Origin of the sequence: Mesorhizobium sp. M0166, from assembly GCF_040322255.1 — a bacterium.
Classification (GTDB): domain Bacteria; phylum Pseudomonadota; class Alphaproteobacteria; order Rhizobiales; family Rhizobiaceae; genus Mesorhizobium.
Window position 1 is genome coordinate 96,585 of sequence record NZ_JAMYTD010000002.1, and the last position, 24,766, is coordinate 121,350.

Sequence of the window (24,766 nt, forward strand, 5' to 3'; positions counted from 1 at the left end):
CTTTCCGATCCATCCAGGAGCACGCCGCGATGACCAGATCCACCAAATCCAGGCAAATCAAACTTGGCGCCTTCCTGCCCGGCGGCGGACAGCATATCGCCGCCTGGCGTCACCCCGATGCGCCGGCCGACGGCGCCACCAATTTCGAGTTCCACAAGCAGCTTGCCCTGACCGCCGAGCGCGGCCTGTTCGACGCCTATTTCCTGGCCGACAATCTGACGGTCGGGCTCGGCGCCCGCGAAGGCGGCAACGCCAAGATCGCCGGCTTCGAGCCGGTAACGCTGTTTGCAGCGCTGGCGCCGCTCACCACGCATCTCGGCTTCATCGCCACCGCCTCGACCACCTATGAGGAGCCCTATACGCTCGCCCGCAAGTTCGCCTCGCTCGACCTTCTGTCGAATGGCCGGGCCGGCTGGAACGTCGTTACCTCGGCCGGCGACGAAACCGCGCGCAACTTCAATCGTGAGACGCAGCCTGCCCACGCCGAGCGCTATGCCCGCGCGCATGAGCATGTCGAGACGGTCAAGGCGCTGTGGGACAGCTGGGAGGACGATGCTTTCATCCGCGACAAGGAATCGGGGCGCTTCTACGACAAGGACAAGCTTCACGACATCGACCACAAGGGCCCGCATTTCAGCGTTAAGGGTCCGCTCAACGTGCCACGCCCCGTGCAGGGGCACCCGGTGGTGGTGCAGGCGGGGCAATCGGAAGACGGCCGCAAGCTCGCCGCCCACTCGGCGGAAGTCATCTTCACCGCCCATCAGAACCTGGCGTCGGCACAGGAATTCTATCGCGATATCAAGGCGCGCGTGACGGCCGTCGGCCGCGATCCCGAGCAGGTGCTGATCATGCCGGGCGTGGCACCCTTCGTCGGCCGCACCGAAGAAGAAGCGCGCGCCAAATACCAGCAGCTGAACGATCTCATCCTGCCCGATGACGGCGTCGCCCTGCTTAATGGGCTGGCCGGCCAGACGCTCGACATCAGGGGCTATCCGCTTGATGGCCCGCTGCCGCCGAGCAAGGAAACCGAAGGCATGAAGAGCCGCCAGGCGCTGATCCGCCAGATTGCCGACGAGCACAACTTCACCATCCGCCAGCTCTACCAGTGGGTAGCAACGGCCCGCGGCCATTACACCGTCATCGGCAGTGCTGTGCAGGTCGCCGATCAGCTGGAGGAATGGTTCGGCAACGAAGCCGCCGACGGCTTCAACATCCTGCCGCCCTGGCTGCCCGGCGGGCTCGACGACTTCGTCGAGCTGGTGATCCCCGAACTGCAGCGCCGCGGCCTGTTCCGTACCGCCTATGAAGGCAGGACCCTGCGCGAGAATCTCGGCCTCAGGCGGCCGGAAAACCCGTGGACCGCCGCCCGCTCGGCCGTGCTGGCCGCCGAATAATTCCACGAAGCCCACTACCCTCGAAGCGAGAGGCAAGACGATGACCTTGCAGCACATCGAACAGGCCGCCAGCCTCGGCACGCGTGACAGCACGACAAGCCTCGGCACGGACTTCCTGCGCCACGGCGGCCGGGCAGGCATCCGCTTCCTGTCGCGCTACGGCGTCCTCATTGCTTTCCTCGCAATCTGGCAAGTGTCGAGCAGCGCCGGGTGGGTCAATACGGCCGTGCTGCCGCCGATCGATACGATTGTCGCGGCACTTTGGAAGGGGCTGGCCGGCGGCACTCTGCTCGGTGACATCGCCATCAGCCTGCAGCGCGCCGGTCTCGCCTTCGCGGCCGCCGTGCTGGTCGCCATCCCGCTTGGCCTGTTCATGGGCCAGGTGCGCGCGGTCGAGACCGCGCTCGATCCCATCCTGCAGGTCTTCCGCCAGACCTCGGCGCTGGCGCTCTATCCGGTGTTCATCCTGCTGCTTGGGCTTGGCGAGGCGTCCAAGGTGTTCGTCATCTTCTGGGCGACGCTGTTTCCGCTGCTGCTCAACACCATCGGCGGCGTCAAGCAGGTCGATCCGAAACTGCTGGAGATGGCCCGGGTCTATGGCGCCAGGCAGCTCACCGTCTTCCACCGTGTCGTGCTGCCCGGCGCCGTGCCGTCGATCTTTGTCGGATTGAGGCTCAGCGCCACCACGGCGCTGCTGCTGTTGATCGCCTCCGAAATGATCGGCGCGAACAAGGGCATCGGCTTTCAGGTGATGAACGCGCAGTACAACTTCCAGATCCCGCTGATGTTTGCGGCAATCGTCATCCTCGCCGGCCTCGGCCTGATCGCCAACCAGGCGCTGGTCAGCCTGCAGCGGCGGCTCTGCCGCTGGAGCAATGCCGTCGACTGACCACCCGCTTTTACCAATCTCAACCAGGCAGAACTCAAATCAGGAAAGACACGCATCATGAAAATCACCCGCCGTTCCCTGCTTGCCGGCGCGCCCTTCGCCGCCGGCCTTCTCGCCGCCGGCCTGCCGCGCTTGGCCCTTGCCGAAGCGGAACCCGTCAAGTTCCGCTCCCTCGCCAGCCGTGGCAGCATCTCTCCGCATGAGCTGGCCGGCGAGCTCGGCTATTTCAAAGGCCTCGGTATCGAGGTCGAGAATGTCGGCTATTCCGGCGGCGGCCCGGAATCACTGTTCGCGCTCGCCTCCGGCAGCGTCGATATCGGCTCGGCCGCGACCGCCGCCGTGATCAATTCGATTTCCGGCGGCAACGACTTCGTCGCCGTCTATCCGAGCAACGGCATCAACAGCAAGGTGCGCAGCGTCTTCTACGTGCTCGACGACAGCCCGATCAAATCGATCGCCGACATTGCCGGCAAGACCATCGCCGTCAACACGCTCGGCGCCCATCTCGACTACACCGTGCGCGAGGCGCTGCACAGCGTCGGCCTATCGCCGGATGCCGCCAATCTCGTCGTCGTCCCCGGACCGCAGCTCGAGCAGACCTTGCGCTCCCGCCAGGTCGACATCGCGGCTCTCGGCTACTGGCAGGCGACGTTTGCCGGCGCCCTGGTCGACAATGGCGGCGTGCGTGGCGTGTTCAACGACACCGACGTGCTGGGCGAACTGGCCGGCGGCTTCGTCGTGCTCAGGCGCGACTTCATCGCGGCGCATCCCGACGCCGCCCGCAATTTCGTCGAGCAATCGGCGCGCGCCTCCGACTGGTCGCTGCAGAACCCCGACGAAGCGCGCAAAGTGCTCGCGACAATCCTCGACAAGCGCGGCGAAAACGGCGAGCTGGCGCGCTACTGGACCGGCTTCGGGCTGCGCCAGGGGGCCAAGGCGACGGACCGCGACATCGACTTCTGGGTCAGCGTGCTCGAGCGCGACGGCCGCCTGGCAAAGGGTAAGCTGAAGGCAGCGGATATCCTCTACCGGCCCGGCGAAACCAAGACCAACTGACAAGGCCAACCGGCAAGGCAATCAGCTGGGAGACGAGCACGATGAGCAGCACAAGCGGCGGTGAGGTCAGGATACGCGACCTGTCCAAATCGTTCAGCATCGGTGGGCGTTCGCTTGCCGTGCTGAGGACCCTCAACCTCGACATCCGCTCGGGTGAATGCCTGGTCATCGTCGGCGCCAGCGGATCGGGCAAGACCACGCTGCTGCGCATTCTTGCCGGGCTGGAGGCCGCGGACAGCGGCGGTGTCGCCATCGACGGCAAGCCGGTGCACGGCGTCGGTGCCGAGCGCGCGGTGATCTTCCAGGAACCGCGCCTGCTGCCCTGGCTGACGGTGCTCGGCAATGTCGCCTTCGGCCTCGAAGTGCGCGGCGTGCCGAAGGTCGAGGCCGAGGAACGGGCGCGCTTCTATATCGCGCTCGTCGGCCTCGCCGAATTCAGCGATGCTTTCCCAAGGCAACTGTCGGGCGGCATGGCGCAGCGCGTCGGCATTGCCCGCGCCCTGACCGTGCAGCCCGAAATCCTGCTGCTCGACGAGCCGCTGGGCGCGCTGGACGCCATGACCAAGATCGGAATGCAGGAGGAACTGGCGCGCATCTGGAGCGAGGAGAACGTCACCATGGTGATGGTGACGCACGACCTCGAGGAAGCGATCTACCTCGCCGACCGCGTGCTGATCCTGCCCAAGGAGAAAGGCGGCGCGGCGCGGCTGATCGACATCGACCTGCCCCGCCCGCGCGAGCGCAGCGAAAGCCGCTTCGTGCGCTACCGCGAAGAACTGCTGCGCGAATTCGGCCTGCACTGAAAGCATAAAAGGCCTTGGATTCCTCGCCCCGCGAAGCGGGGAGAGGTGTCTCGGCGAAGCCGAGACGGAGAGGGGCCTTCCTTTGAGTGCCCCTGCCCCGCGCTCTTTCCTGGAACCGGATTCCCCGCCCCCGCATTTCCTTAACCGGGGGGCGAAGGAGCGCGGTATGAAAGCTTTGTTCGCAATCTTTGGCGGCTTCGTGCTGACGCTCGCCGTGTTCGCCAGCGGCCTGGCGTTCGCCACCTGGCTTCTGATAGCCAAGCCGGTGCGGCCGGCCGCCCCGGTCTCCAGCGTCGTCGAACTGTGGGCCAAGGATCCGCGCCCGGTAAACCCGGCCTCGCAGCGCCTCGAACGCCTCCCGGCCCGCCCGGCTCCCGTTCGCACCTCGGAAGTTGACCGCACCTCCAAACCCGCCGACACCCCCGCGGCTTCGACAGCCGACACCACCGCCACCGGCTCTATCCAGCCACCAGCGGAAGAGCAGCAAGCGCTGCCCGCCGCTCATGTCGAATGGTGCGCAAGCCGCTATCGCTCCTACCGGCCGGACAACAACCGCTACACTTCCTACAGCGGACAACAGCGCCCCTGCATCTCGCCCTATCTCGACATCACCGATGACGGCAGCTACGTCGAGGCGAGCGATACGTCGTCGGTGGAGGGCTACCCGCCATCGGACGAACCCGGCGCCGCCGAGTTCTCATCCGACCATATGCAATACTGCTTCAGCCGCTACCGGTCATATCGGCCGGAAGACAATAGCTATCAGCCTTACTCCGGCGGGCCGCGCCGGCAGTGCGAGTAGCGCGGGCCGGGGTGGCTGGCGACCGCAGTGCATGGCGCCTTGTGCGACCCCACCCAACGATCACGCAGATTTCTTGGATCGTTCGGGTTGGCACGGCGTTCATCCGATACCCAAAGGAGAAATCAACATGGGCGACGACCGGGAAGACAAGATTCGTGAGCGCGCATACCAGATCTGGGAACGCGAAGGCGGAATCCATGGCGATCCCGAGCGGCACTGGCACCGGGCCGAGGCCGAGATCGACAGGGAGGCAGCCCTGCCACTGACGGCAGGCGATGCCCTGCCGGAAACCCGCGAGGTCGCGAGCTCCGACGTGTTGACGGTGGAGGCTTTGGCGGTGCGCACCGGCATATCGGGCAAACAGGCGCAGGAGCTGATCGACAGGCTGGGAAACGACAGGGCGGCGATCGAACAAGCCGCGCGCAACCTCAAGGGGAAGCAGCGGCTCGGGGAGTGACAGATGATCAGAAAACTCAAAGACGGAAAATATCGCCTCTATTCGCGCAAGAAGGACGAAAAGACCGGCAAGCGCCGCAATCTCGGCACCTTCGATACCCGCGAGGCCGCCGAGAAGCACGAACGCGAGGTGCAGTATTTCAAGAGGCATTGAGGGGCGTTGGTGGCCGGTGCCCGCCAAGCAGTTGCGCCGGATGGCTGGCGGAACGTGAATCCAGCCGCAACAAGCCGTCGCGAAGCCACTACCGCTGCTACAGGCCAAGCGACGACCACTACACGCCCTACAGTAGAGAGCAGCGCCCCTGCATCTCGCCGTATCTCGATGCCGGCGCTGCGCCGCACAGCCTCCCGACGATGGCGCCAGCTATGTCGAAGCGAGCGACACGTTGCCAATGGACGGCTAGGTTCCGTCGCAGGAAGCCGGCGCCGCCTGGCTTCCGCCCCACCACGTGCAATATTGCTTCAGCCGCTAGCGCTCCTATCGGCCGGGAGACAACAGCTATCAGCCCTATTCCGGCGGCCCCACAGGCAGTGCGAGTAGGCGGGCGCTGATAGATAGGCGCGCGGCTGTCGGGCATCTAGACATGACCCGCTCGCGCTCGCGTGGGCGTGTTTGCTCTCCCAAAATCACCGTCTTATAGTCCGCTTCTTATTTCGGGGGGTAGCTCAATGATTTCCGAGGCGAGCGTTCGGCGCGCGATCAATCACTTGGGATCATTTGGAGATACCGACCTCTTTCCGCGCCTACCTGAGATGCGATGCTTTCTCGAGCGGCCCGGGACCATCGCCAAAGACTGCGAAAATCTAAACATCGGACAATACATGCCGGTCGGTGTTGTAGAAACCCTGACCCCCAAATCGTGGCTCGGGTTCAGGATTGCCCACCAGCTTACTGCATCCGATAACGTAATCTACCTTGCTGGGCTTCTGGATTGTGCTCCTTACCTAGAATCGGCTCGACTTCCGAAGGATGAAAACGAGGCGTTTGCTTATCGTTTCTCTGAAGGCGAGTCTCTAAGGATATTTGAGCCCGCGCGCGGCTATCACCAATGGTTGGCTCATCTCTCCGGACTGAGTGGACCAGAGAATCCGTTTGCAGAGGATCGTCCAGCGATTGTTACTGATATTTCCGACTTCTATCAGCGGATATACTTTCACCGGATTGAGAATGTCCTGCAGGATGCTGGATGCCCCAAGGGGCCGTCTGATCTGGTGAAGAAGATAATTAAGACAACCCGTGCCAGGCAGTCCTACGGCCTGCCTGTCGGGAGCACCGCTTCGCGCCTGCTAGCTGAATGTCTGCTGAACGATACAGACATGCTCTTGAAGAACATGGGCGTCAAATTCACCAGATACGTGGATGATTTTCGCATTGCTGTACCTGCCGGGATGGAAGCTCATTCCATCCTGTGTCGGCTTGCTGAACATCTAATGGTCACCGAGGGGCTGTCCTTGAATGTGACGAAAACGAAGTTGACGACAGTCAAAGAGATGGAGCGTTCTTCGAAGGCGCGCCTGCAAGACGTGTTCACCACCGCTGAGATGGAAAAGATGCGGGCCTTTATAACCTTGAGCTATGGCGACGATGACGAGCCAGAGGACGAGGACATTATCACGAATCCGTTCATTTCGGCAGAATTTTTACTGGATAGGCTGGATGAGATAGGTGACAAAAAAGGCGCCGATCTGTCGGTTTTCAAGGCCATCCTCCGGGCGCTTCGGTTCTTGCCAGACATCGATGCAGTCCGACTGCTCGATAAGCATGCTGACCTGCTTTATTATGTACCCCGCGAGTATTGCCTCGCCCTGAGCGCGGCGTCAAAGCAGGATAATTTCCCTGCCGAGCTCGTAAAGGCCAGGGTTATAGCGTTGCTTGCTATGTCACCCTATTCGGACCTTGCTTATGTCAGATCGTGGCTGTTGAATCTGTTTGTTGACGGCTCACTGCCGGTTTCTCTTTCCGACTGGCAGTCCTACGATTTCAACAGGAGCATAATCGAGCGTCGTTCGAATTTCTTTTTCCGGGGTCTGGCGAACGACCGTGCATATTTCCGAGCACTTAAGACGCAGCTCGGCTCGCTTAGCGAATGGGACAAGCCAGCCGCTCTAATGGCGGGGATGTGTTTGCCCTTAGACGAATACAAAAACTGGCTGGCGGTCGCGCTGCCGCAGCTCACTACCCCATTTGCAGCCACATATGCCGCTTGGCTGAAGGACCGTCACGGCACACTGCACCAGTTACTTTCGGAGCCGCATGAGCCTGTGTGCACGTCCCTCTAGGCTCTCCAGCGGCGCATTACCCACGCAATATAAACCGCTGGTAGGCGTTCAAAAGATCATTGCAGGTCATGTCCGCTAGCTCGAGGCTCGTGACGGCGATTGAGGTTGGCCCCATGGCGTTGCGGATGTCCCTCTCAATGACGCGCTTATTGGAATGGGACAGTCCAAAGCTGGTGCCGAGTACGTGCCTTGGCGTAACTTCCTCTCGGATGCTCATCAGTTCCATGTTCATGTCGCCGTAGGAAAAGCCCAAATAAACGACCATTTCGGCTTCCGCGATAACTCCGCGCATTCGCTCAAGCATCGTGTCATCGTCCACGCGCTCGGTGAATGTCCTTATCTGAGCGGCTATTTCTACAAGGTTTGCTGAGTGCGGTAGCGCCCCATACGGCACACCTTGTCCGGCGTTTGTTTGCCACGGCAGCCTACCAACCTGTCCGTAGGGATGAATGATATTGACACGGTTCACCAAGGCCTGTGCCTCATTGTGTGGCATACGCAAGTAGTTGGCCAGCGCCTGAGCTAGATAATGCTCGATGCAGCGATCATAGTTGAATGTTATGAAAGCCACATCGTCGAACATATTTTCAATGTTGGAACGCTTCACATTTTCCATCAGAATCTTGCAAAAGGTTGCGTGCCAGCTTTCAGGTATGCTGCCGAAGAGGATTCTATCGCTCACCTGAGGGTTGCAGAAAATCTTGCTCCCTTTTTCGGCGTGCAGGATCGACATGGCGATCCCGAGCTTGCCCATAAGCACGACCTTCTCGTCGTCGCTGTGGGTGTTTAGGTAATTGTCGATTGAGGGGGCCTGCGGCATCCCATCGGCAATGCTCCAACCCGCGTGAAGATAAGGGTTGATGTCATTTTTTCCAGTAGCGGCAACTATTTTGCGAAGCGCGTCGCTTATGGTAAAGTCGCCCGCCGATTGTTCATAGCCATTCTTGAATTGTATTCGCACTTTCTCTGCAATGATGCCTTTGAGTTCCTCGCCCATGGGCAAGCCGACCTCGCGACTGCCGCCGGCACCGACTATAAAAACAGTTTTTTTACTGAACACCCCAAAAGCCCCATAGTAAGATTAGAACGTTCGATCGGCGAGTTGCCGCTCGCTAGAATCGTATAGCAGTCGAGCAATTTTTTAGATTGAGTTTTGGCCATTTTCCCCATCTTACCGTTTCGCCCGGCGCGCTCCCTCCACCGCATCCAGCCGTTCCTGCAAATTCCCATTCAGCACGATCATCTCCTTGAGCGCCTTCACCGCATCGCCCTTATGCTGGGCAATGAACCTGTCGGCGATTGCCTGCAGCGCAGCCTCCTGGCGGCTGTCCAGTGTCACGATGTGGTCCATGGCGGTGCCTCCAGCGTTCCTGTTGAAATTGAACAAAACGGGAACAAAAATGTCAAGAGCGAATTGACTCTGCGAGGAATGCCTTCCTATTTGTCAGTGGGTGGGGCGGTTGCTCACAAATCGAGGAGAGCCGCGATGGGCAGACGAAAAAGCCGGTTTGACAGGCTGTCGGCGAGGGATGCGGAGGCGATCATCAGGGACGCTTTGAGCCTGCGCCGGACGGTGCTGTCGTCGCAGCTGCATCTGAAGGCGCATGGCGAGCTGTTCTGGCAGCTTTGCGGGCTTGTCGAGAAGTTGCACGAGGTGCTGGCCAGCGTAGCGGAGAAGGAGCCCGATTATCGGATGGCGGAGCTTGGCCTGCTTCCCCTGCCCGAGGATTACTCGACCCAGAAATGAGCCATGGCCGGGCCGATGGACAGCGTTGGACGTGCCGCCAAGGCCAACATGCTGCTTATCGTGGAGTGCGGCCACTGCTATCATGTCGGGCGCTTCAGGGCGAATGACGTGGCCCAGGTGGTGGGCTGGAACAAGCCGCTGGAAGCGATCAGGTTCAGGTGCAAGCGATGCAGCCGCAAGGACACGACGGTGAGGACGCAGTTCATCGACCAGGACCATCCGCCCAAGGGCTACATCTGGGTGCTGCAGAAATTCAAGCGCTAAAACAATGAGCCTTGCGCCGGCGCCTGCTGCGGAAACTTGATCTGTGTCGCCGGCTTGTCGACGATCACCAGCGCATCATCGGGCGCCGTGCGCTGCAGGTGCCTCGCCTCCGACCACGGCGCGGTGAGCCAGGTCTCGGTTTCTTCCGGCGTGGTCAGGATCACCGGCATCGCCTTCTCGTGGATCGGCGCGACCAGCGCGTTGGGCCTGGTCGTCATGAAGCCATAGACCTGGTGATCGCCGGGGCCGTCCTTGACTTTGCGAATGCCCTGCCAATGCGTCCACAGACCGGCAAAGAAGAACAGCGGGCGGTCCTCGCCGAGTGCAAACCAGTAGTTGCGCTGGATGCCGGTCTCGGGGTCCTTGTCGCCGGGCGTCGGGCTGGGCTCGGCGAAGCTGGTGACGGGCACCACGCAGCGGTTCTCGATGCCGAGATATTGCTGCCAATGGCCGTATTGCGGATTGCGGATGTTGGTGGTGCCGTAGTCGGCCTTGCCCTTCACCCGCTCCAGTGGCGTCGGCATGCCCCACAGCAGATTGGCCAATTCGCGTTCGCCGTCCGGCGCGTTGCGCACCACCGGGCCTGGCTGGTTGGGATAGATGTCGATGGAGGGTTCGAGATTGCCAAGGATGTCACGCAGGGCGCGTGTCCACTGGCGGATGGCCTCCTGGCTGGTCGTGATATTGTAAAGATTGCACATTTCAGGCCGTTCCCGGATGCTCACGCATCTTGTTGGAAACGGCCCGGAATTTCCAGCGCTGTCCGTTGGGTTGCTGACACGGCAGGCCGTGTCAGCAATGTTTGTGAGACCTACCGCGCCGATTGTCTCATGGCTTGTGCGGCTACCGCCGCCAGAAAAGCCCTCGCCGCGGCATCGCAGGCCGCTCGAGACGGGCCTTTGGCGAAAAGAAGAAGCTCGGCGGCTCGAATGTTGAGCCCGTGCTTCCTTGCGAATGTGGCTAGATCGTAAGGCTTGTTGTCGTAAGGTTCGTCGTCGTCGTAGTCGATCGTCAGATCGTAGTTTTCTTTCATTTTCTTCCTCCCTTAGCGATCTCCCCCCTCCAGTCGCTAACGCAAAATTAACGTCGATGGCGGCGGGCGAGTCCACCAATCAGAGATTGTGTAAAAAACGTACGAGCTCGGATGCTCGCCCTCGCAACGGGCCGCGAGCAATCGCCGCGGACCGGACCGGTCGAAAGAGCCGATTATGATGGCAACGTTGGAAAAGCCTGCCACGGCCTGGCGCCACGGGGGTGTCCGCGACGCCTAGCGTGCCTAATGGCCGTCATTTTCATCTTCCAGGCCCGGTCCGCAAGCCGGCCTCGTTGGGTTCGGCTAAAGAATAAATCCGGCCAATAGCACCGTAAGGAGCAGCGACAGCGGAACGGCCGCAAGACACCAGATCTCCAACGTGTTGTTTTGCAGCGGGTCCATCCTCAGCCTCACTTTTTAGTTTGTCACTGTGACACTAACGGTTGGCCGGAGGTAGCGGTTCCAAGCGACGCCGTTCATAGAGCACTGCCTGTGCTGCATATTAGCAACAGCTTGACGACCGCTGAGCCCGTACCGCTTGGACAACTTCACTTGGCGCCGGTGGATGCGTATTCCGCAGGACAAGTGCCCCTCCGCATCAGTCGTGCGGGGATCGATCGCCGCCCATGATCAGCGCCGAGCCGGTCATGCCTCGGAACCAATGGCTGCGTCGACCTCCGGCCGAGTTTCGCTACCACCGAGCCGATCCGATGTTCACTCACAGCCAGCGATGCCCGTTTATAGGACCTAAGTCTGACCTGCCTGCGCAATGGTCTCGTGTACGGCCGGCGTCGGGAACAACTGCGGCCGTTTTCAGTTGATGGCGTCACCTCCTCGAGGAGAGATCGGCGCAGAATCAGTCCCTTCATGCGCTGATTAGGGTCTGCCTGCCATAGCTGGATTTGGCAGGCGGACCCTTGGTTCCGTACGCTCCAGATGCAAAGCGGGTAAGCTCTGGATCACTCATCATCCCAGAAATCCTGCAGAGAGGCATGGCGGAGGGCTCCTCGCCCCTGAGATGGTTGGCCTTGCATCCGGCACGACGGCCAGAATGCGCGCAGCGGGGTCGCCCTCAGCCTTCCAGCGCCTCGTGCTGGTAAAGCTCGTCCATGCTGAGCGTCGCCAGCGCGGCGAACGGCGCCTGCTTCTTCACCCGGCCGTGGCTCAGGATCACCACGTCGTCGCAGAACGAGATGGTGCTGCGGTGATGGCTGATGACGATGGTGGTGCGGCGGCCGGCGCGCGACTTCAGCGTCTCGACGATTGCTGCTTCCGACAGGCCGTCCACCGCATTGGTGGCTTCGTCGAGGATGAGGATATCGGGATCGCGCACCAGGGCCCTGGCCAGCGCGATCCGCTGCCGCTGTCCGGCTGAAAGGTTGACGCCGCGGTAGCCTACAACGGTCCTGTAGCCTTGCGGCAGTTGCTCGATGAAGCCATGCGCTTCGGCCAGTTTTGCCGCGCGCTCGGCGTCGTCGGCCGAGGCCGCGTCCTGGCCGTAGATGATGTTGTCGAAAATCGTGCCGTCGACCAGTTCCAGCTCCTGGCTGGCGAGCGCGATGTGCTGTCGCCATTGGCTGGGGTCGATCCGGTCGAGAGGCGATCCATCGACGAGGATCCTGCCGCTATCCGGTTCGACGAAGCGGCACAGGAGATTGACGATCGTCGTCTTGCCGGCGCCCGACCGGCCGATCAGCGCGGTCGAGCGGCCGCTGTGCAGGTCGAAACTCGCCGCATGCAGCACCACCGCGCGCTGTTCCTCGCCGGTATCGGGGCCGGAATAGGTAAAGGTGACGTCCTCGAACTTGATGCCTTGGCTGAGCCCGGGGAACGCCGCGTCGCCTTGCGGCGGCTGGGGCTTGCCGGATGGGTCCAGCATCCACGTCACCTCTTCAAGCGATCCGCTCAGGCCCTGCAGCTGGCTCCAGGCCATTTGCAAAGACCGCATATAGGGCTGCAGCCGGTAGAGCAGAATGACGAAGGCGACGATCAACGGGAAGCTGACATTGGCGAACCAGGCGCCGATCACCACCGCCAGGAACAGCATGGCGTGCAGAACCTCGGTCAGCGGCGGCAACGCCCCCTGGCGCGTCAAAAGCACGAACGCCGCCCGGCGCACCGCATCCGATGCCTGGTCGAAGGCCGCCTTCTCGCGTTGCTCCTGGCCGAAAATGCGGATCAGCCGCCCGGCATGCACCAGATGCAGCATCTGCGATGCGAGCTGGCTGTTGCGGGAGGCGACGCTGCGGCTCGGCGCCTTCAGATTGGCCGACAGCATGGCGTGCGCGACCTGCACCAGCGCCAGGCCCAGCGTGACCAGCAGCGTCATCTGCCACGACAGGAGCAGCAGGAAGGTCAGGAGGATGATTGCGGCCGATGCGTTGACGATTGCCCCAAGCGTGATCTGGATGGCATCCGACGCCCGCCAGGATTCGTTGGAGATGATGTTGAGCAGCCGTCCAGGGCTTTGCTGCAGAAAGAACGGGTAGCCTACCCTAAGCAGCTGCTCCGACAGCGCGCTGCGAATCGAATGACTGGCCTTGCCGTAGATGAAGGTGGTCAGCAGCGTGTTGGCGTAGGCGAACAGGTTCTTCAGAACGATCGAGCCGAGGATGGCGACCGATATGACGATCAGCCGGTCGCGCTCGCTCAGGCTCGCTCCGACATGCTGGAAGACGGCGGAAAAGCCGGCCATGCCGGTCTGCCCCTGCCCCATGATTATGTTCAGCAACGGGATGATCAGGCCGATACCAAAACCTTCGAGCGCGGCGCTGAGCAGCCCGAGCACCACCACGGCGGGAAGCAGCCGCAACTGCTTTTGCCCGAGCGCACGGCGCAGCATCGGCAGGCTAGGCGGCATCATTCGCATGATAGCGGATCACCTCGCCTCGGCATTTGCCTGTTGCTCCTGTCGCATTTCCGTTGTCTTTGGCGATTTCGCCAGCAAAAGCACCGCGAACTTGGCCGCGCCGAGCAAATTCATGCCGATGATCGGCCAGTGCGACAGCTTGAGTTCGCGATCGAACAGCGGGCCTTTCCTCAGTTCGCGCAAGGCCGCCCTCATAGACCAGTAGAAATGCCGAAGCAGCCACGGCGCATGGCGGACATGTTTCAGGCAAAGCCCGCCATTGCCCATGCTGTAGTCGCGATGCAGCTTTTCGATGGCTTTGCGGTCGCGTCGGCCGTGATGGTGATAGATGGTCATGTCGGGCACATATTCGACCGGAATGCCGAGCAGCACCGCCCGGACGAGATAGTCCGTATCTTCCGCCGAGCGCAGCGGGCCGCCGGCGCCGAAGCGTTCGTCGAAACGCCCGATACGGGCGGCGACATCGCGGTGCATCGTCATGTTGCAGCCAAGCACGAAGCCACCGGGATGGACATCCGGCGTAAGCCGCGCGCGCACCGGCGACCGCTTGATGGTGAACGGCAGGTCGCGGGCATCTCCAATCTCGACGCGGCCGCCGCGGATGACCCGTTCGCCGGCCGCATAGTGCCGCTGCAGATCGCGCAGATAATCCTTGTGGACCGCGCAATCATCATCGACGAAGACCAGCACGCGGCCCCGCGCGCGCTCGAGCCCGGCATTGCGGGCGGCCGCCAATCCGGGTCGTGGTTCGCGAATAGCCGTGAACGGGATGTCCGAAAGTTCGGCGATGCTGGCCAGCCGTTTGGCCGTGCTGTCGGTCGAGCCATTGTCGACAACCACCAGCTCGGCGGCAAAGTCAGCATGGGCGCGGCACGCAGCCTGGATCGACTTTATGCAAGGCTCGAGCACGCTGACGCGGTCGCGTGTACAGACGATGAAGCTGACCGCCGGCGCCGGTCCATGCTGCGGCCGCGGCGACATGGCCGCCGGTACCGTCGAGTGGCCGCGCTGCTGAAGCTGGTGCGATTTGACGAACATGCGTTGCTAGCTCAACTCAAGGGAAGGCAAAACCGCCGCGGCCGGCACGGATTGCAGATAACGCGACAGGGCATCCACCTGCCTGGTGACCGACATCGAGGCGAGGCTGAAGCGCGGCGCGAAGGCACCGGTTCGAAACACGTATTGCTCGCGGCGCCGGATGAGCTTCCATTTCGCCGTCCGTGTCAGGAATTCGTGCATCAGCAGCGGCTGTCTTTCTCCCGATATCAGCTGATAGAGGAAATAGAACAGGTTCAGTGTGCCGGCCTGGTAGCTCGGCCGCGTCTCGGCCGGCAGGGCGGCAATCCTTTCTTCCAGCGCAAGGATCCATTCGGCGGCACGGCGAACCGTGCCAATCGACAGGACCTCACCGATGTCGCGGAGGCCTTGCGTCTCTTGTGCGAGCCCTTCGCGCTCTAGGTTCTCGGCGACGATCTTCAAATGCGTCCTGCGCATTTCGCGCTTGTGCCTGTTGGTCACGCTGTCGTCGTGGATACGATAGGCGATCAGGCTTTCGGGGATCATGGCCGCCGGGTAGCGGTCGGTCAGCCGCCTGAACAGGTCGAAATCCTCGGCATGCTTGTAGCTCGTGTCATAATATAGAACGTCTTCTTCTATGACATTCCTGTTGTATACCACGGTGGAGTGCATGAAGATCGTGAAGAACATCGACAATATCCGCAAGCTATTGTCCTGGAATATCGGATCGGGCGAACCCCTGACGACGCGGTTGCCGAGCAAGGTGTCGAAGCCTGCACCGCACAGCGCAAGGTCAGGCTGCTGGTTAAATAGCGCGACCTGCCGCGACAGGCGCCGGGGATAGGCAATGTCGTCGGCATCCATCCTGGCGACCAGATCGCCGCGGGCCACCGCCAAGCCTTCATTGAGCGTTGCGATCAGGCCACGGTTTTCGCGTGAGATGATCGAGATGCGGCTGTCGGCCTGGCGATATTTCTGCAGGATCTGCAGCGAGTTGTCCGTCGAGCCGTCATTAATGGCGATGACCTCCACACGCTCGTAATCCTGGCGCAGGATGCTGCCCAGCGCAGCGGCGAGGTAAGGTCCCGCATTGTAGATCGGCAGCAGAACTGACACCAAGGGAGCAGCCATGATCAGCTCCTATCGGTTCGTTGCAGCTTGCGTGGCAACGGTGAAGTGCCACCATCAAGCGGCCTGCCCAGATATGCTCCCGCCGCGAGCCATCCGGCATTGCCCACGTCGATGCCTGCCGGGGTGGCGCCGCGGCCTTTTCGAGCAACATAGGGGAAATGGCGCTTGAGGCTGTTGAGCGGCTTCTCGAAAAGCAGCCACGAGACCAAGGCCAGCATGAGCGTCGCCGCTCCCGCGACCAGGAACCGTCCCGGCCCTTGTTCCGAGACGTTGAGCGGGATCCAAGGCTGCGATTTGACGGCGAGCGACAGCACTATGGGATGGTAGAGATAGACGCCATAGCTGATGCGGCCAAGGCCAAGCAGCGGTGGCAGTTCGAGAAGCTTTCCGATATAGCCGCCAACGCCTGTCGAACAGCTTGCAACGATGACCACCAGCGGCACGAGAGGCAGGATCTGCAACAGCAGCCAGCGGGCCCATTCCTGCCCCGGATTTGCCGGCGCCGGCGCAAACCACTGCAGAACGAAAAACGCCGCAGCGAGCCCCGGCCAGCCAACTCGAAGCCATTGCGGCAAGCCAGCAGCTCTTGACCGGTAGGCGGCAAGCAGCGCACCGGACGCCAGCGCGTCCATCGACGCCGGCGGCAGCAGGTCGCGCGCCAGGCTGGGCGTTCCAGCGATCGGCCAGTAAAAGCGATAGGCCAGCGACAGCAGTATGACGCCGGCGCAGATCGCTTCGAGGCGCCGGCGCGGCGCCAGCAAAACGATCAGCGGCCAGGCGATGTAGAACTGCTCCTCGATGCTCAGGCTCCAGAAATGGCAGAGCAGCCACGGCGTCCATTCATTCTGCGCTGCGTACCAGAAATTCGACAGGTAGAGCGCATGCCAGACCAGCGAACCCCTCGACTGCTCCAGGTCCACCAGCCAGACGAAACCCAGCACGGCGAAATAGGGCGGGAATATCCGCAGCGCCCGCCTGACATAGAAGGATTTCAGCGCCGGTCCGGTTTCGAATTCGGCGGCCGATCTGGCTTCGAGCAGCAGGCGGGTGATCAGAAAGCCGCTCAGCACGAAGAAAAGACGCACGCCGATATGGCCACAGAACGAGGACCCGCCCGCCGCAAAGAAATGGGAGTACAGCACCATCGTCACGGCGATGGCCCTCAGCGCGTCCAATTGGGTGTCGCGCGCGTTTCCCATTAGCGGCGTATGCCGGCGGGACGGCGAAACTGCCAATCGGTCAACATGGCGGCGTCGTTCACGGCGCATTTCCAATCGGAAGCGCCCCCCTCACGCAGAATAGGGCCACCGTTGTGCAACGCAACACAAAAAGTTGACACATTTGAAACAGGAACGTGAGGTGCGGCTAATAAAGGCCAAAAAACTGCAGGAAACAGCCCGAATTGTCCATTTTTGACGATTTTCGCGCGCTGCCTTGGCTCGCCGATATCGGCGGCAGGGTGCTGCGATGCAACATGTTCGCCGCCCGTACGGACCGATCCGATGCTCGGCGACCTTTCTGCTGCGCTGGCGCGGCAGCTGTTAGCGCAACAACAGCGGGAGCAAGCGCGCGAGCCTCCAGCCCGCCTCCGAGTTACGCCTCCTTGCTCGCGTTCGCGAGCGCCACTGTGCGACGCTCCGGGAGGCCCATTCCGACGAGCGCGCCGGCGAGCGAGAGCAGAGCGGAGACGTCGATTGCCGAGGTGAAGCCATCACTGAACGCGTCGGTGGACGCGAAGCTTCCGGTCCCGGCGAACACCGCACCGGCGATGGCGATCCCGGACACGCCGCCCAGAAAACGGAATGTGTTGAACGTGCCGGCGGCCTTGCCGACTTCCGGTCGCGCAACCGCATTGAGGACCGCGTTCTGCGCGGCCGGCATAGCCATCGACACGCCGGCACCGGTAATGATCAGCGGCGCGACTAGCTGGATATAGGGCAGATCAGGTGCTGCGATCTGCGCCAGCCAAGCCATTCCGGCTGCCTGCAGGATCAATCCGACCACGACAAGCCAGCGCTCGCCGACGCGGTTGATCAGGCTGCCGGCGATCGGTGCGACCACGAAAAGCGTGGCGGTCCAGGGCAGCAATCCCATGCCGGCGCCGAGCGGCCCACGGCTCTGGGAAAACTGCAGAAACTGCGGCAACAGGAATACGAGGCCGTACATGGCGGCGCAGAGCAGCAAGTTCGCCCCTACGCCCGAGGAGAATGCGCGCGCCCGAAAGAACCGCAAAGGCAGCATGGGCTCACGGGTACGCAACTGCCAAAGGACGAATGCGATGGCGAGAAGCAGTCCGGCAGTCAGCGCCGTCAGCACTTCAGAGCCGCTCCAGCCCACGATGTTGCCGCGCATCAGACCCCAGACCACTCCAAATGCCGCCGCAGTGACCAGCACGACGCCAAGGACATCGATTGCCGTGCCCGGCCCGTGACTCTCCGGAATTCGACGCATCACCAGCGGGATGAGAACGATGCCGACCGGGACATTGAGCCAGAAGATCCAGTGCCAGGAGAGGCATTCGGAGATTGCACCGCCCGCCATCGGGCCGATGATCAGGGCCAGTCCGGTGATGCTGCTGAAGATACCCAGCGCCTTGCCTCGTTCCTCCGGGGGAAAAGCGACGCTCAGCAGCGCCATTGCCAGCGGCATGACCATTGCGGCACCCGCGCCCTGAACCGCGCGGGCCGCAATCAGCAATCCGGCATTTCCAGCGAGCGCGCAGGCAACGGACGCTGCGACGAACAGCGCCAATCCGGCGATGAAGATGCGGCGTCGGCCGAACCGGTCACCGAGCGCCGCCCCGGTCATGAGCAGGACGGCAAAACTCAAATTGTAGGCGTTCATCGTCCATTGCAGCGTCTCCAGCCAGGCATCGAGTTCGACCCGCATCGTACTTAATGCGGTCGCCACGACCATCGCATCGAGAACGACCATCAAGGAGCCTATCGACGTGAGGGCGAGAACCCAGACCTTCGTTGATGCCGCGCTTTGCTTGCTCATGACTATGGATGCCTCCGGCTTGAACAGAGGGCCCGCCAGGTTCGCGGGCCCACGATGCAGAGACGCGTAGGCACCACCAAAGGATTCCAGCTAAAGAAAGTTTTTTCGACCGAATCCTTTTGCCATCGTCGAGCGTCTATAGGACGCTGCGCCCGATGGCGGGCGCCTCTGCCTGGGAGATACGCATGAAATCGACCCTTGTGCGATGACCGGATCCGCAATCGGCACGCCAGAAGGACGGGAGCCGTTTGACCGGCTGCTCGGCGAATTGCGGCCGAAACTGCACCGTTATTGCGCCCGCATGACAGGTTCGGTGATCGATGCCGAGGATGTCGTTCAGGAAGCTACGGTCAAGGCGCTCGAGGCGTTCCCCGGGACCGGGCCGATAGCCAATGTCGAGGGCTGGCTGTTCCGCATCGCGCACAATGCAGCACTCGACCACCTACGCCGTCGCGCCAGGGTTGATGCCGCGCATGCCGTCGAGGATATCGACACGATACCTGACCCCGGCATGTCGGCCGAGGGCCGGCACACTGCAGCCGCAAGCCTGCGGACCTTCATGCGCCTGCCCGCAGCGCAGCGTCGCAGCGTCATCCTCATGGATGTGCTCGGCTATACGATCGAAGAGATTGGCAACATTATCGACAGCAGCGTTCCGGCGGTGAAAGCCGCACTGCATCGCGGCCGTCTGCGCCTGCGCGAAGTCGCCGGCGAGCCTGACGATCGGCCTGTGCCGGTGTTGGCCGAGCCCGAGCGGGCGCGTCTGGCAGCCTACGTGGAGCGGTTCAACGCCCGCGACTTCGATGCGATCCGCGACATGCTGGCCGAGGACGTGCGGCTTGACCTCGTCAACCGGCTCCGGGCGAGCGGCCGCACGAAAGTGGGCCGGTACTTCCACAATTACGCGGGTATCCACGATTGGCGGCTGCTTCCAGGCCTGGTCGATCGGCACCCAGCCATTCTGGTGATCGATCCGGATGACTCGGCCGGAGGGCCAAGATACTTTATTCTGCTGGAATGGGCGGGCGACAGATTGGCGAGAATTCGCGATTTCCGCTATGCGCGCTACACGCTTGATGGCGCCGAGGTGGTGGCCCTGCAAGCATAGCAACTCTCTTTCAGAATATCGAACCGAGCACGGGCCAGCCCGCTTTCTTGGAACGCACCAGCTATTTTGGATCGCGGCCGCTTGCCATCCAAGCGGCCGCCCTTTTCCGCCGATCCGGCTTTAAGCCGGTTGCAACTCCCTGCGCGGCAGCGGCGGGAAGGCGATCGCAATCGCCATCGCGCCAAGCCCGACAAGAGCCGAGCCGATGAACAGCCAAGAATAGCTGGCATAGGCATCGAACACCATGCCGCCGGCGAGCGGGCCGAAAGCCATGCCGAGGCTGGACAGCATGGTTACGGCACCGAACACCGTGCCGAGGATGCGCTGGCCAAAATATTCGCGCGCCAGCACCGCATAGAGCGGCATGACGCCGCCATAGGTGGCGCCGAAGATGACAGCGAGCGTGTAGAATTGACCAAGCTCGCTGACCGCCAGATAGGCTGCGATGACCACGGCCTGTATGGCCAGCCCGGTGATCAGCACCGGTTTGACGCCCAGCCGATCGGCAAGCACGCCGTAAAGCAGCCGGCCACCTAGCCCTGCCAGGCCCTCGATGCTGTAGATGCTGACCGCCGCCATCGGCGCTATGCCGCACAGCATGGCATAGCTCACCATATGGAAGATCGGCCCCGAATGCGCTGCGCAGCAGGCAAAGAAGGTCAGTCCCAACACGATGAATTGAGGCGAGCGCAGCGCCTGCGGAACCGTCATGCCGGCGCCCTCGGCGGCAACGCTTGGGGCAGCGCCGTCGGCAGCGGGCTTGGGCGGTTGGCGCACAAGAAGCGCGGCCGGCAGTAGCAGCACCCACGCCGTTATGCCGATATCGAACATTGCGGTACGCCAGTCGTAGGCCGAAATCAGCCAGCGGGCGAAGGGCGAGATGGTCATTGGCGCCACGCCCATGCCGGCCGAGACCAGCGAGACGGCGAGGCTGCGGTTCGTGTCGAACCAGGCGGATGTGAGCGCGATCATCGGCGCGAAGAAGGCGCTTGCCGCGAGGCCGACGAGCACGCCGTAGGCCAACTGGAAAACGAGCAGCGAACCGGTGCGGCTGGCCAGGACCAGCGCCAGGCCGAGCAGCACGGCGCCGGTCATGACGACGATGCGGGCGCCGAAGCGGTCGTAAATGGCGCCCCAGGCGAAGCCGCCGAGACCCATTACAAGGAAGTTCAGCGTCATGGCACTCGATATGCCGGCGCGCGACCATTGTGTGTCGAGCGCCATCGGTTCGAGGAAGATCGCCAGCGAGAACATCGCCCCGAGGGCGACACAGGTCATCAGCGCGCCAGCCGCGACGATAACCCAACGATAGGGAAGGCTCATTTCAAGTTTCTCCCATGCCGGAAGCGTTGATACGGCACGACCTTTTCGAGCTTCGCCGAGCCGCTTGCGTCCGAAGGACGTTGGACAACTTTTGAATCCGACAATCCGGTTGCATTTTTTATCCAGTCAGGAAATTGCGCCGCTCAATTGTTCCATTCCATTGACCGTGCATCGTCCTGAGCTAGATTTCCAGCCTGGCGATCAGGAGCTATCGGGCATGGAACTTCATCGCGGCCGTCTCATCGACCACATCCAGTTGGTGGTCAGGGATCTTCCGGCCAGCCGGCGCTTTTACGAGGCGGTTCTCAACGTGCTCGGCGTACCGATCGGTGGCGCCGGCAATGATTATTTCTGGGCCGACGAGCTGTTCATCTCCAGCCCCGACAGCCCGGCAGCCCAGGGAAAGCTGACCGGCCGCCATCACCTTGCCTTCCAGGCAAAGGACCGTGCGATGGTCGATGCCTTCTACAAGGCCGGGCTTGAGGCCGACGGCACCGACAATGGTGCGCCGGGCGAGCGGCAGCACTATCACCCCGGTTACTATGCCGCCTTCCTGCTCGATCCCGACGGCAACAATATCGAGGCCGTCCATCACGGCCCGGCCAACCGCAGCGCCGAGTCAGTGAAGATCACGTTCTGATGATCGGGTGATGGGGGCAAGAATCTTGCTTGCGACGGCGTCGGATCGGCTGCGGAGGCCATTCCGCCCCGCCCTATCGCGTCAGTGCCGCCATTTGGCCCGCCAGGAAGTCGACGAACAGCCGCGCCCGGACCGGCAGCTGCCGCCCGTAGGCATGGACGATGTGCACCGGCATGGTCGGCATCGCCACCTCGGGCAGGATGCGGACCAGGCGGCCCGCGTCGAGATCGTCCTGCACCGCAAACCGCATCAGATGCGCGATGCCGGCGCCAGCAAGTGCCGCATTGCGGATGGCGCCGCCGTCGTCGGTGTCTAACCGGCCATCCGGCACGATCATCGCGCCATCGGCAAACGTGACCGGATAAGGCCGGCCTGCCATCTGGTGGCGGACGAAATCATGATCCCGTAGGTCCTCGACCGATGCCGGACGGCCGCGCCGCTCGACATAGGCTGGCGATGCCACCAGCACGATCGGCAGATTGGCGATCTTGCGGGCAACCAGCCCGGTGTCCGACAGCGCCCCCATGCGCACGGCAACATCATAGCCTTCGCGGATCAGGTCGGCGTGACGGTCGGTGACGCTGAGCTCGAGTTTCACTTCGCCATGCTGCGCAAGGAACGCCTGCGCCCATGCGGCGATCAGGCCGCGCCCAAGTTCGACCGGCGCCGTAACGCGCAGCAGGCCGCGCGCCGTATCGGCCATCTGGACGATGTCCTCGGCATCATCCAGCGCCCTGAGCAGCGGCGCCACCCGCTCGTAGTAGGCGAGGCCTTCGCTGGTGAGCCCGAGCCGGCGCGTCGAGCGCTGGATCAGCCTGACGCCGAGCCGGCGCTCGAGCCGCGCCACGCTTTTCGACACCGCCGACGGGCTGGAGCCGACCAGCCGGCTGGCGGCATGGAACGAGCCGGCATCGACGGTTCGGACGAAGGCGACGAGACCGGCGGTCTTTTCGAGGATGGTGGTCATTCCGGAATTCCAGGCACGAAAGAACGGAGCGTAGGCATCCTAATACGCTTTTTGATCACCATTAGATACCGCTCATCGTCGACAAGGAGAGATTGATGAGCAAGCTGAACGGCAAGGTCGCCATCGTCACCGGCGCATCCAAGGGTATCGGCGCCGCCATTGCCAAGAGATTTGCCACGGCCGGCGCCGCGGTGATCGTCAACTACGCCTCGTCGCGAGAAGGCGCCGAGCGGATCGTCGCCGAGATCGAGGACCGTGGCGGCCGCGCCCTCGCCGTCCGAGGCGACGTGTCGCAAGCGGCCGACGTGTGTCGTCTTTTCGAAGTGGCAAAATCGGAGTTTGGCGGTCTCGACATACTGGTCAACAATGCCGGCGTCTTCGCATTCGAGCCGCTGGAAGCGGTGACCGAGGCCGAGTTTCACCGTGAGTTCGACACCAATGTGTTGGGCATCATTCTGACCACGCAAGCAGCAGTGAAGCATTTTGGCCCGGGCGGCGGCAGCATCATCAACATAAGCTCGGTCGCCAGCCGCAATCCGCAGCCGAATTCGCTTGTCTACGCCGCCGCCAAGGGTGCGGTGGACACGATCACGCTGTCGATGTCGCGGGAGCTCGGCGCCCGCAATATCCGCGTCAACGCCATCGCGCCCGGCGGTGTCGATACCGAAGGCCTCGCACGCATCGGCATCGTCGGCAGCGAATTCGAGAAGCAGATCGTCGCCATGACCCCGCTCGGCCGCTTCGGCCTGCCCGACGACGTCGCCCGCGTCGCGGTGTTCCTCGCTTCCGACGAGGCGTCATGGCTGACCGGCGAGCGCATCACCGCCTCGGGCGGCTGGCGATAGGCATCGAGGGCCCGGACCTGCCGTTTCGCGGACCATGCCCACGCCGCGCGACGCACTGCAATCGATGACGAGAGCGATCCAGGCCCTATGTTGGGGCGAGGGAGGAGCGCCGTGCGCTATCGATGACCGCGAGATGCCAAGGAGATAACGGATGACGGACGACGAAAAAGCAATCCGAACGCTGGTCGGGACGTGGATGGATGCGAGCAAGCGTGGAGACATCGCGACTGTCCTCAGCTTGATGACGGACGATGCGATCTTCATGGTTCCCGGCCGGGAACCCTTCGACAAGGAGATCTTCGCGGCGGCCGCGCAGGAGACGGCCGGCGTTCATATCGACGGCACCAGCGATATCGTGGAACTACAGCTTCTCGGCAATTGGGCCTTTATCCGCAGCCGCATCGACATGACCGCGATCCCGCCGAATGGCGAGCCGGTCCATCGATCGGGATATGCGCTGACGCTCCTGCGCAAGGAGGCCGATGGTGAGTGGCGGCTCGCGCGCGACGCGAACCTGCTGACCCTGCAAGGCTAGAGCCGGTCTCCGGCATCTCTGCATCGGAAGGCGCGCCAGGGGGAGCGATAAGGTGGCGAAGATGCGTTCAAGGTCGCCCTGAACAGCATACCCCTCCTCCATCTGATCACACCGGCAAGAGGGCATTCGGCTTGACATCGGCGATGGAGGCGAAAGTGTGTGTTTCGCGCACGCCGGGCAGAGGCAGAATAACCCGCTGCAGGAAATCCTGGAACACCGCCATTTCAGCGATCCGCGCCTTGACCAGATAATCGAAACCGCCAACCACCATATGGCACTCCAGAACCTCCGGAGCTTTCGCCACGGCTTCGGCGAAGCGGTCAAAGACATGCGGCGCCGTGTGGTCAAGCCGGACCTCGATGAACACCAGCGTTCCCCTGCCGACCTTGCGCGGATCGAGCATAGCCCTGACCGCGGTGATGAACCCGTCGCGGAACAGGCGCTTCACCCGCTGGCTGGTTCCGGTCGGCGACAGCCCGACACGCCCGGCAAGATCAAGCGTCGTCCGGCGCCCGTCCTCCTGCAGCAGCCGGAGCAGGCTGCGGTCTATCTGGTCGAGGTCGTCCATTCACAATCCACTCTATCTCAGGGATTTATGTGCTGATTT

26 protein-coding genes are annotated in these 24,766 nt (G+C 62.5%); 14 read left to right on the top strand and 12 right to left on the bottom strand.

Annotation, left to right across the window (positions count from 1 at the left end; translation table 11 throughout):
- Window positions 1-29 precede the first annotated feature (29 nt).
- From NKJ46_RS02865 to NKJ46_RS02900, 8 genes are all read left to right on the top strand, one after another.
- The gene (locus NKJ46_RS02865; RefSeq protein ID WP_352661622.1) at window positions 30-1,394 is read left to right on the top strand and encodes an LLM class flavin-dependent oxidoreductase; all 1,365 of its coding nucleotides are present in this window, start codon (window positions 30-32) and stop codon (window positions 1,392-1,394) included.
- Between the two features lie 40 nt (window positions 1,395-1,434).
- A complete protein-coding gene (locus tag NKJ46_RS02870; RefSeq protein ID WP_352661625.1) occupies window positions 1,435-2,283 on the top strand; it encodes an ABC transporter permease in 849 nt (282 codons plus the stop codon).
- Window positions 2,284-2,340: 57 nt separating this feature from the next.
- Window positions 2,341-3,339, top strand: coding sequence for an ABC transporter substrate-binding protein (locus tag NKJ46_RS02875; protein WP_352661628.1), 999 nt, complete (start codon window positions 2,341-2,343; stop codon window positions 3,337-3,339).
- A 41-nt stretch (window positions 3,340-3,380) separates the two neighbouring features.
- Entirely contained in the window at window positions 3,381-4,142 is a 762-nt protein-coding gene (locus NKJ46_RS02880) for an ABC transporter ATP-binding protein (protein ID WP_352661631.1), read from the top strand.
- A 166-nt stretch (window positions 4,143-4,308) separates the two neighbouring features.
- On the top strand, window positions 4,309-4,944 hold the full coding sequence (locus tag NKJ46_RS02885) for a BA14K family protein (RefSeq protein ID WP_352661634.1): 636 nt from the start codon (window positions 4,309-4,311) through the stop codon (window positions 4,942-4,944).
- A 127-nt stretch (window positions 4,945-5,071) separates the two neighbouring features.
- Window positions 5,072-5,401, top strand: a complete 330-nt coding sequence (locus tag NKJ46_RS02890) for a DUF2934 domain-containing protein (protein WP_352661637.1) — start codon at window positions 5,072-5,074, stop codon at window positions 5,399-5,401.
- 3 nt (window positions 5,402-5,404) lie between these two features.
- On the top strand, window positions 5,405-5,554 hold the full coding sequence (locus tag NKJ46_RS02895) for a hypothetical protein (RefSeq protein ID WP_023677295.1): 150 nt from the start codon (window positions 5,405-5,407) through the stop codon (window positions 5,552-5,554).
- 515 nt (window positions 5,555-6,069) lie between these two features.
- Window positions 6,070-7,680, top strand: a complete 1,611-nt coding sequence (locus NKJ46_RS02900) for an RNA-directed DNA polymerase (RefSeq protein ID WP_352661640.1) — start codon at window positions 6,070-6,072, stop codon at window positions 7,678-7,680.
- A 16-nt stretch (window positions 7,681-7,696) separates the two neighbouring features.
- On the opposite strand, the gene NKJ46_RS02905 is transcribed toward NKJ46_RS02900, so the two are convergent.
- Together NKJ46_RS02905 and NKJ46_RS02910 are read right to left on the bottom strand one after the other, a co-directional pair.
- On the bottom strand, window positions 7,697-8,740 hold the full coding sequence (locus NKJ46_RS02905; RefSeq protein ID WP_352661643.1) for a hypothetical protein: 1,044 nt from the start codon (window positions 8,738-8,740) through the stop codon (window positions 7,697-7,699).
- Window positions 8,741-8,851: 111 nt separating this feature from the next.
- Window positions 8,852-9,031 carry a hypothetical protein gene (locus tag NKJ46_RS02910; protein ID WP_352661646.1) on the bottom strand — a complete coding sequence of 60 codons (180 nt, stop codon included), beginning with the start codon at window positions 9,029-9,031 and terminating at the stop codon, window positions 8,852-8,854.
- A gap of 135 nt (window positions 9,032-9,166) precedes the next feature.
- On the opposite strand from NKJ46_RS02910, the gene NKJ46_RS02915 reads away from it, so the two are divergent.
- Together NKJ46_RS02915 and NKJ46_RS02920 are read left to right on the top strand one after the other, a co-directional pair.
- Complete coding sequence (locus tag NKJ46_RS02915) at window positions 9,167-9,427, top strand: hypothetical protein (RefSeq protein WP_352661649.1); 261 nt, start codon at window positions 9,167-9,169, stop codon at window positions 9,425-9,427.
- A 3-nt stretch (window positions 9,428-9,430) separates the two neighbouring features.
- Window positions 9,431-9,691: a hypothetical protein gene (locus NKJ46_RS02920; protein WP_352661652.1), complete on the top strand. Its 261-nt coding sequence runs from the start codon at window positions 9,431-9,433 to the stop codon at window positions 9,689-9,691.
- Here the strand turns inward: NKJ46_RS02920 and NKJ46_RS02925 are convergent.
- The 7 genes from NKJ46_RS02925 to NKJ46_RS02955 form a co-directional block, all read right to left on the bottom strand.
- A complete protein-coding gene (locus tag NKJ46_RS02925; RefSeq protein WP_352661655.1) occupies window positions 9,688-10,392 on the bottom strand; it encodes an SOS response-associated peptidase in 705 nt (234 codons plus the stop codon). The two genes, NKJ46_RS02920 and NKJ46_RS02925, sit on opposite strands and share 4 nt — an antisense overlap.
- 110 nt (window positions 10,393-10,502) lie before the next feature.
- The gene (locus tag NKJ46_RS02930) at window positions 10,503-10,724 is read right to left on the bottom strand and encodes a hypothetical protein (protein WP_352661657.1); all 222 of its coding nucleotides are present in this window, start codon (window positions 10,722-10,724) and stop codon (window positions 10,503-10,505) included.
- Window positions 10,725-11,796: 1,072 nt separating this feature from the next.
- A complete protein-coding gene (locus NKJ46_RS02935; protein WP_502903352.1) occupies window positions 11,797-13,593 on the bottom strand; it encodes an ABC transporter ATP-binding protein in 1,797 nt (598 codons plus the stop codon).
- A gap of 9 nt (window positions 13,594-13,602) precedes the next feature.
- Window positions 13,603-14,631: a glycosyltransferase family 2 protein gene (locus tag NKJ46_RS02940; RefSeq protein WP_502903353.1), complete on the bottom strand. Its 1,029-nt coding sequence runs from the start codon at window positions 14,629-14,631 to the stop codon at window positions 13,603-13,605.
- Between the two features lie 6 nt (window positions 14,632-14,637).
- Window positions 14,638-15,741 carry a glycosyltransferase family 2 protein gene (locus NKJ46_RS02945; protein WP_352661660.1) on the bottom strand — a complete coding sequence of 368 codons (1,104 nt, stop codon included), beginning with the start codon at window positions 15,739-15,741 and terminating at the stop codon, window positions 14,638-14,640.
- A gap of 2 nt (window positions 15,742-15,743) precedes the next feature.
- Complete coding sequence (locus NKJ46_RS02950; protein ID WP_352661663.1) at window positions 15,744-16,940, bottom strand: acyltransferase family protein; 1,197 nt, start codon at window positions 16,938-16,940, stop codon at window positions 15,744-15,746.
- A gap of 394 nt (window positions 16,941-17,334) precedes the next feature.
- Window positions 17,335-18,741, bottom strand: coding sequence for an MFS transporter (locus tag NKJ46_RS02955; RefSeq protein WP_352661666.1), 1,407 nt, complete (start codon window positions 18,739-18,741; stop codon window positions 17,335-17,337).
- A gap of 205 nt (window positions 18,742-18,946) precedes the next feature.
- On the opposite strand from NKJ46_RS02955, the gene NKJ46_RS02960 reads away from it, so the two are divergent.
- On the top strand, window positions 18,947-19,849 hold the full coding sequence (locus NKJ46_RS02960; RefSeq protein ID WP_352661669.1) for a sigma-70 family RNA polymerase sigma factor: 903 nt from the start codon (window positions 18,947-18,949) through the stop codon (window positions 19,847-19,849).
- Window positions 19,850-19,969: 120 nt separating this feature from the next.
- On the opposite strand, the gene NKJ46_RS02965 is transcribed toward NKJ46_RS02960, so the two are convergent.
- The gene (locus tag NKJ46_RS02965) at window positions 19,970-21,172 is read right to left on the bottom strand and encodes an MFS transporter (protein WP_352451471.1); all 1,203 of its coding nucleotides are present in this window, start codon (window positions 21,170-21,172) and stop codon (window positions 19,970-19,972) included.
- Between the two features lie 217 nt (window positions 21,173-21,389).
- Here NKJ46_RS02965 and NKJ46_RS02970 point away from each other — a divergent pair, with 217 nt between their 5' ends.
- Window positions 21,390-21,812, top strand: coding sequence for a VOC family protein (locus NKJ46_RS02970; protein ID WP_352661672.1), 423 nt, complete (start codon window positions 21,390-21,392; stop codon window positions 21,810-21,812).
- Window positions 21,813-21,885: 73 nt separating this feature from the next.
- Here the strand turns inward: NKJ46_RS02970 and NKJ46_RS02975 are convergent, their stop codons facing one another.
- Entirely contained in the window at window positions 21,886-22,779 is an 894-nt protein-coding gene (locus NKJ46_RS02975) for a LysR family transcriptional regulator (protein WP_352661675.1), read from the bottom strand.
- Between the two features lie 95 nt (window positions 22,780-22,874).
- On the opposite strand from NKJ46_RS02975, the gene NKJ46_RS02980 reads away from it, so the two are divergent.
- Both NKJ46_RS02980 and NKJ46_RS02985 read left to right on the top strand, forming a co-directional pair.
- Window positions 22,875-23,624: an SDR family NAD(P)-dependent oxidoreductase gene (locus NKJ46_RS02980; protein ID WP_352661678.1), complete on the top strand. Its 750-nt coding sequence runs from the start codon at window positions 22,875-22,877 to the stop codon at window positions 23,622-23,624.
- 151 nt (window positions 23,625-23,775) lie between these two features.
- Window positions 23,776-24,159: a YybH family protein gene (locus NKJ46_RS02985; RefSeq protein WP_352661681.1), complete on the top strand. Its 384-nt coding sequence runs from the start codon at window positions 23,776-23,778 to the stop codon at window positions 24,157-24,159.
- A 106-nt stretch (window positions 24,160-24,265) separates the two neighbouring features.
- Here NKJ46_RS02985 and NKJ46_RS02990 read toward each other — a convergent pair whose 3' ends face one another.
- Window positions 24,266-24,727 carry an Lrp/AsnC family transcriptional regulator gene (locus NKJ46_RS02990; protein ID WP_023720584.1) on the bottom strand — a complete coding sequence of 154 codons (462 nt, stop codon included), beginning with the start codon at window positions 24,725-24,727 and terminating at the stop codon, window positions 24,266-24,268.
- Window positions 24,728-24,766 lie beyond the last annotated feature (39 nt).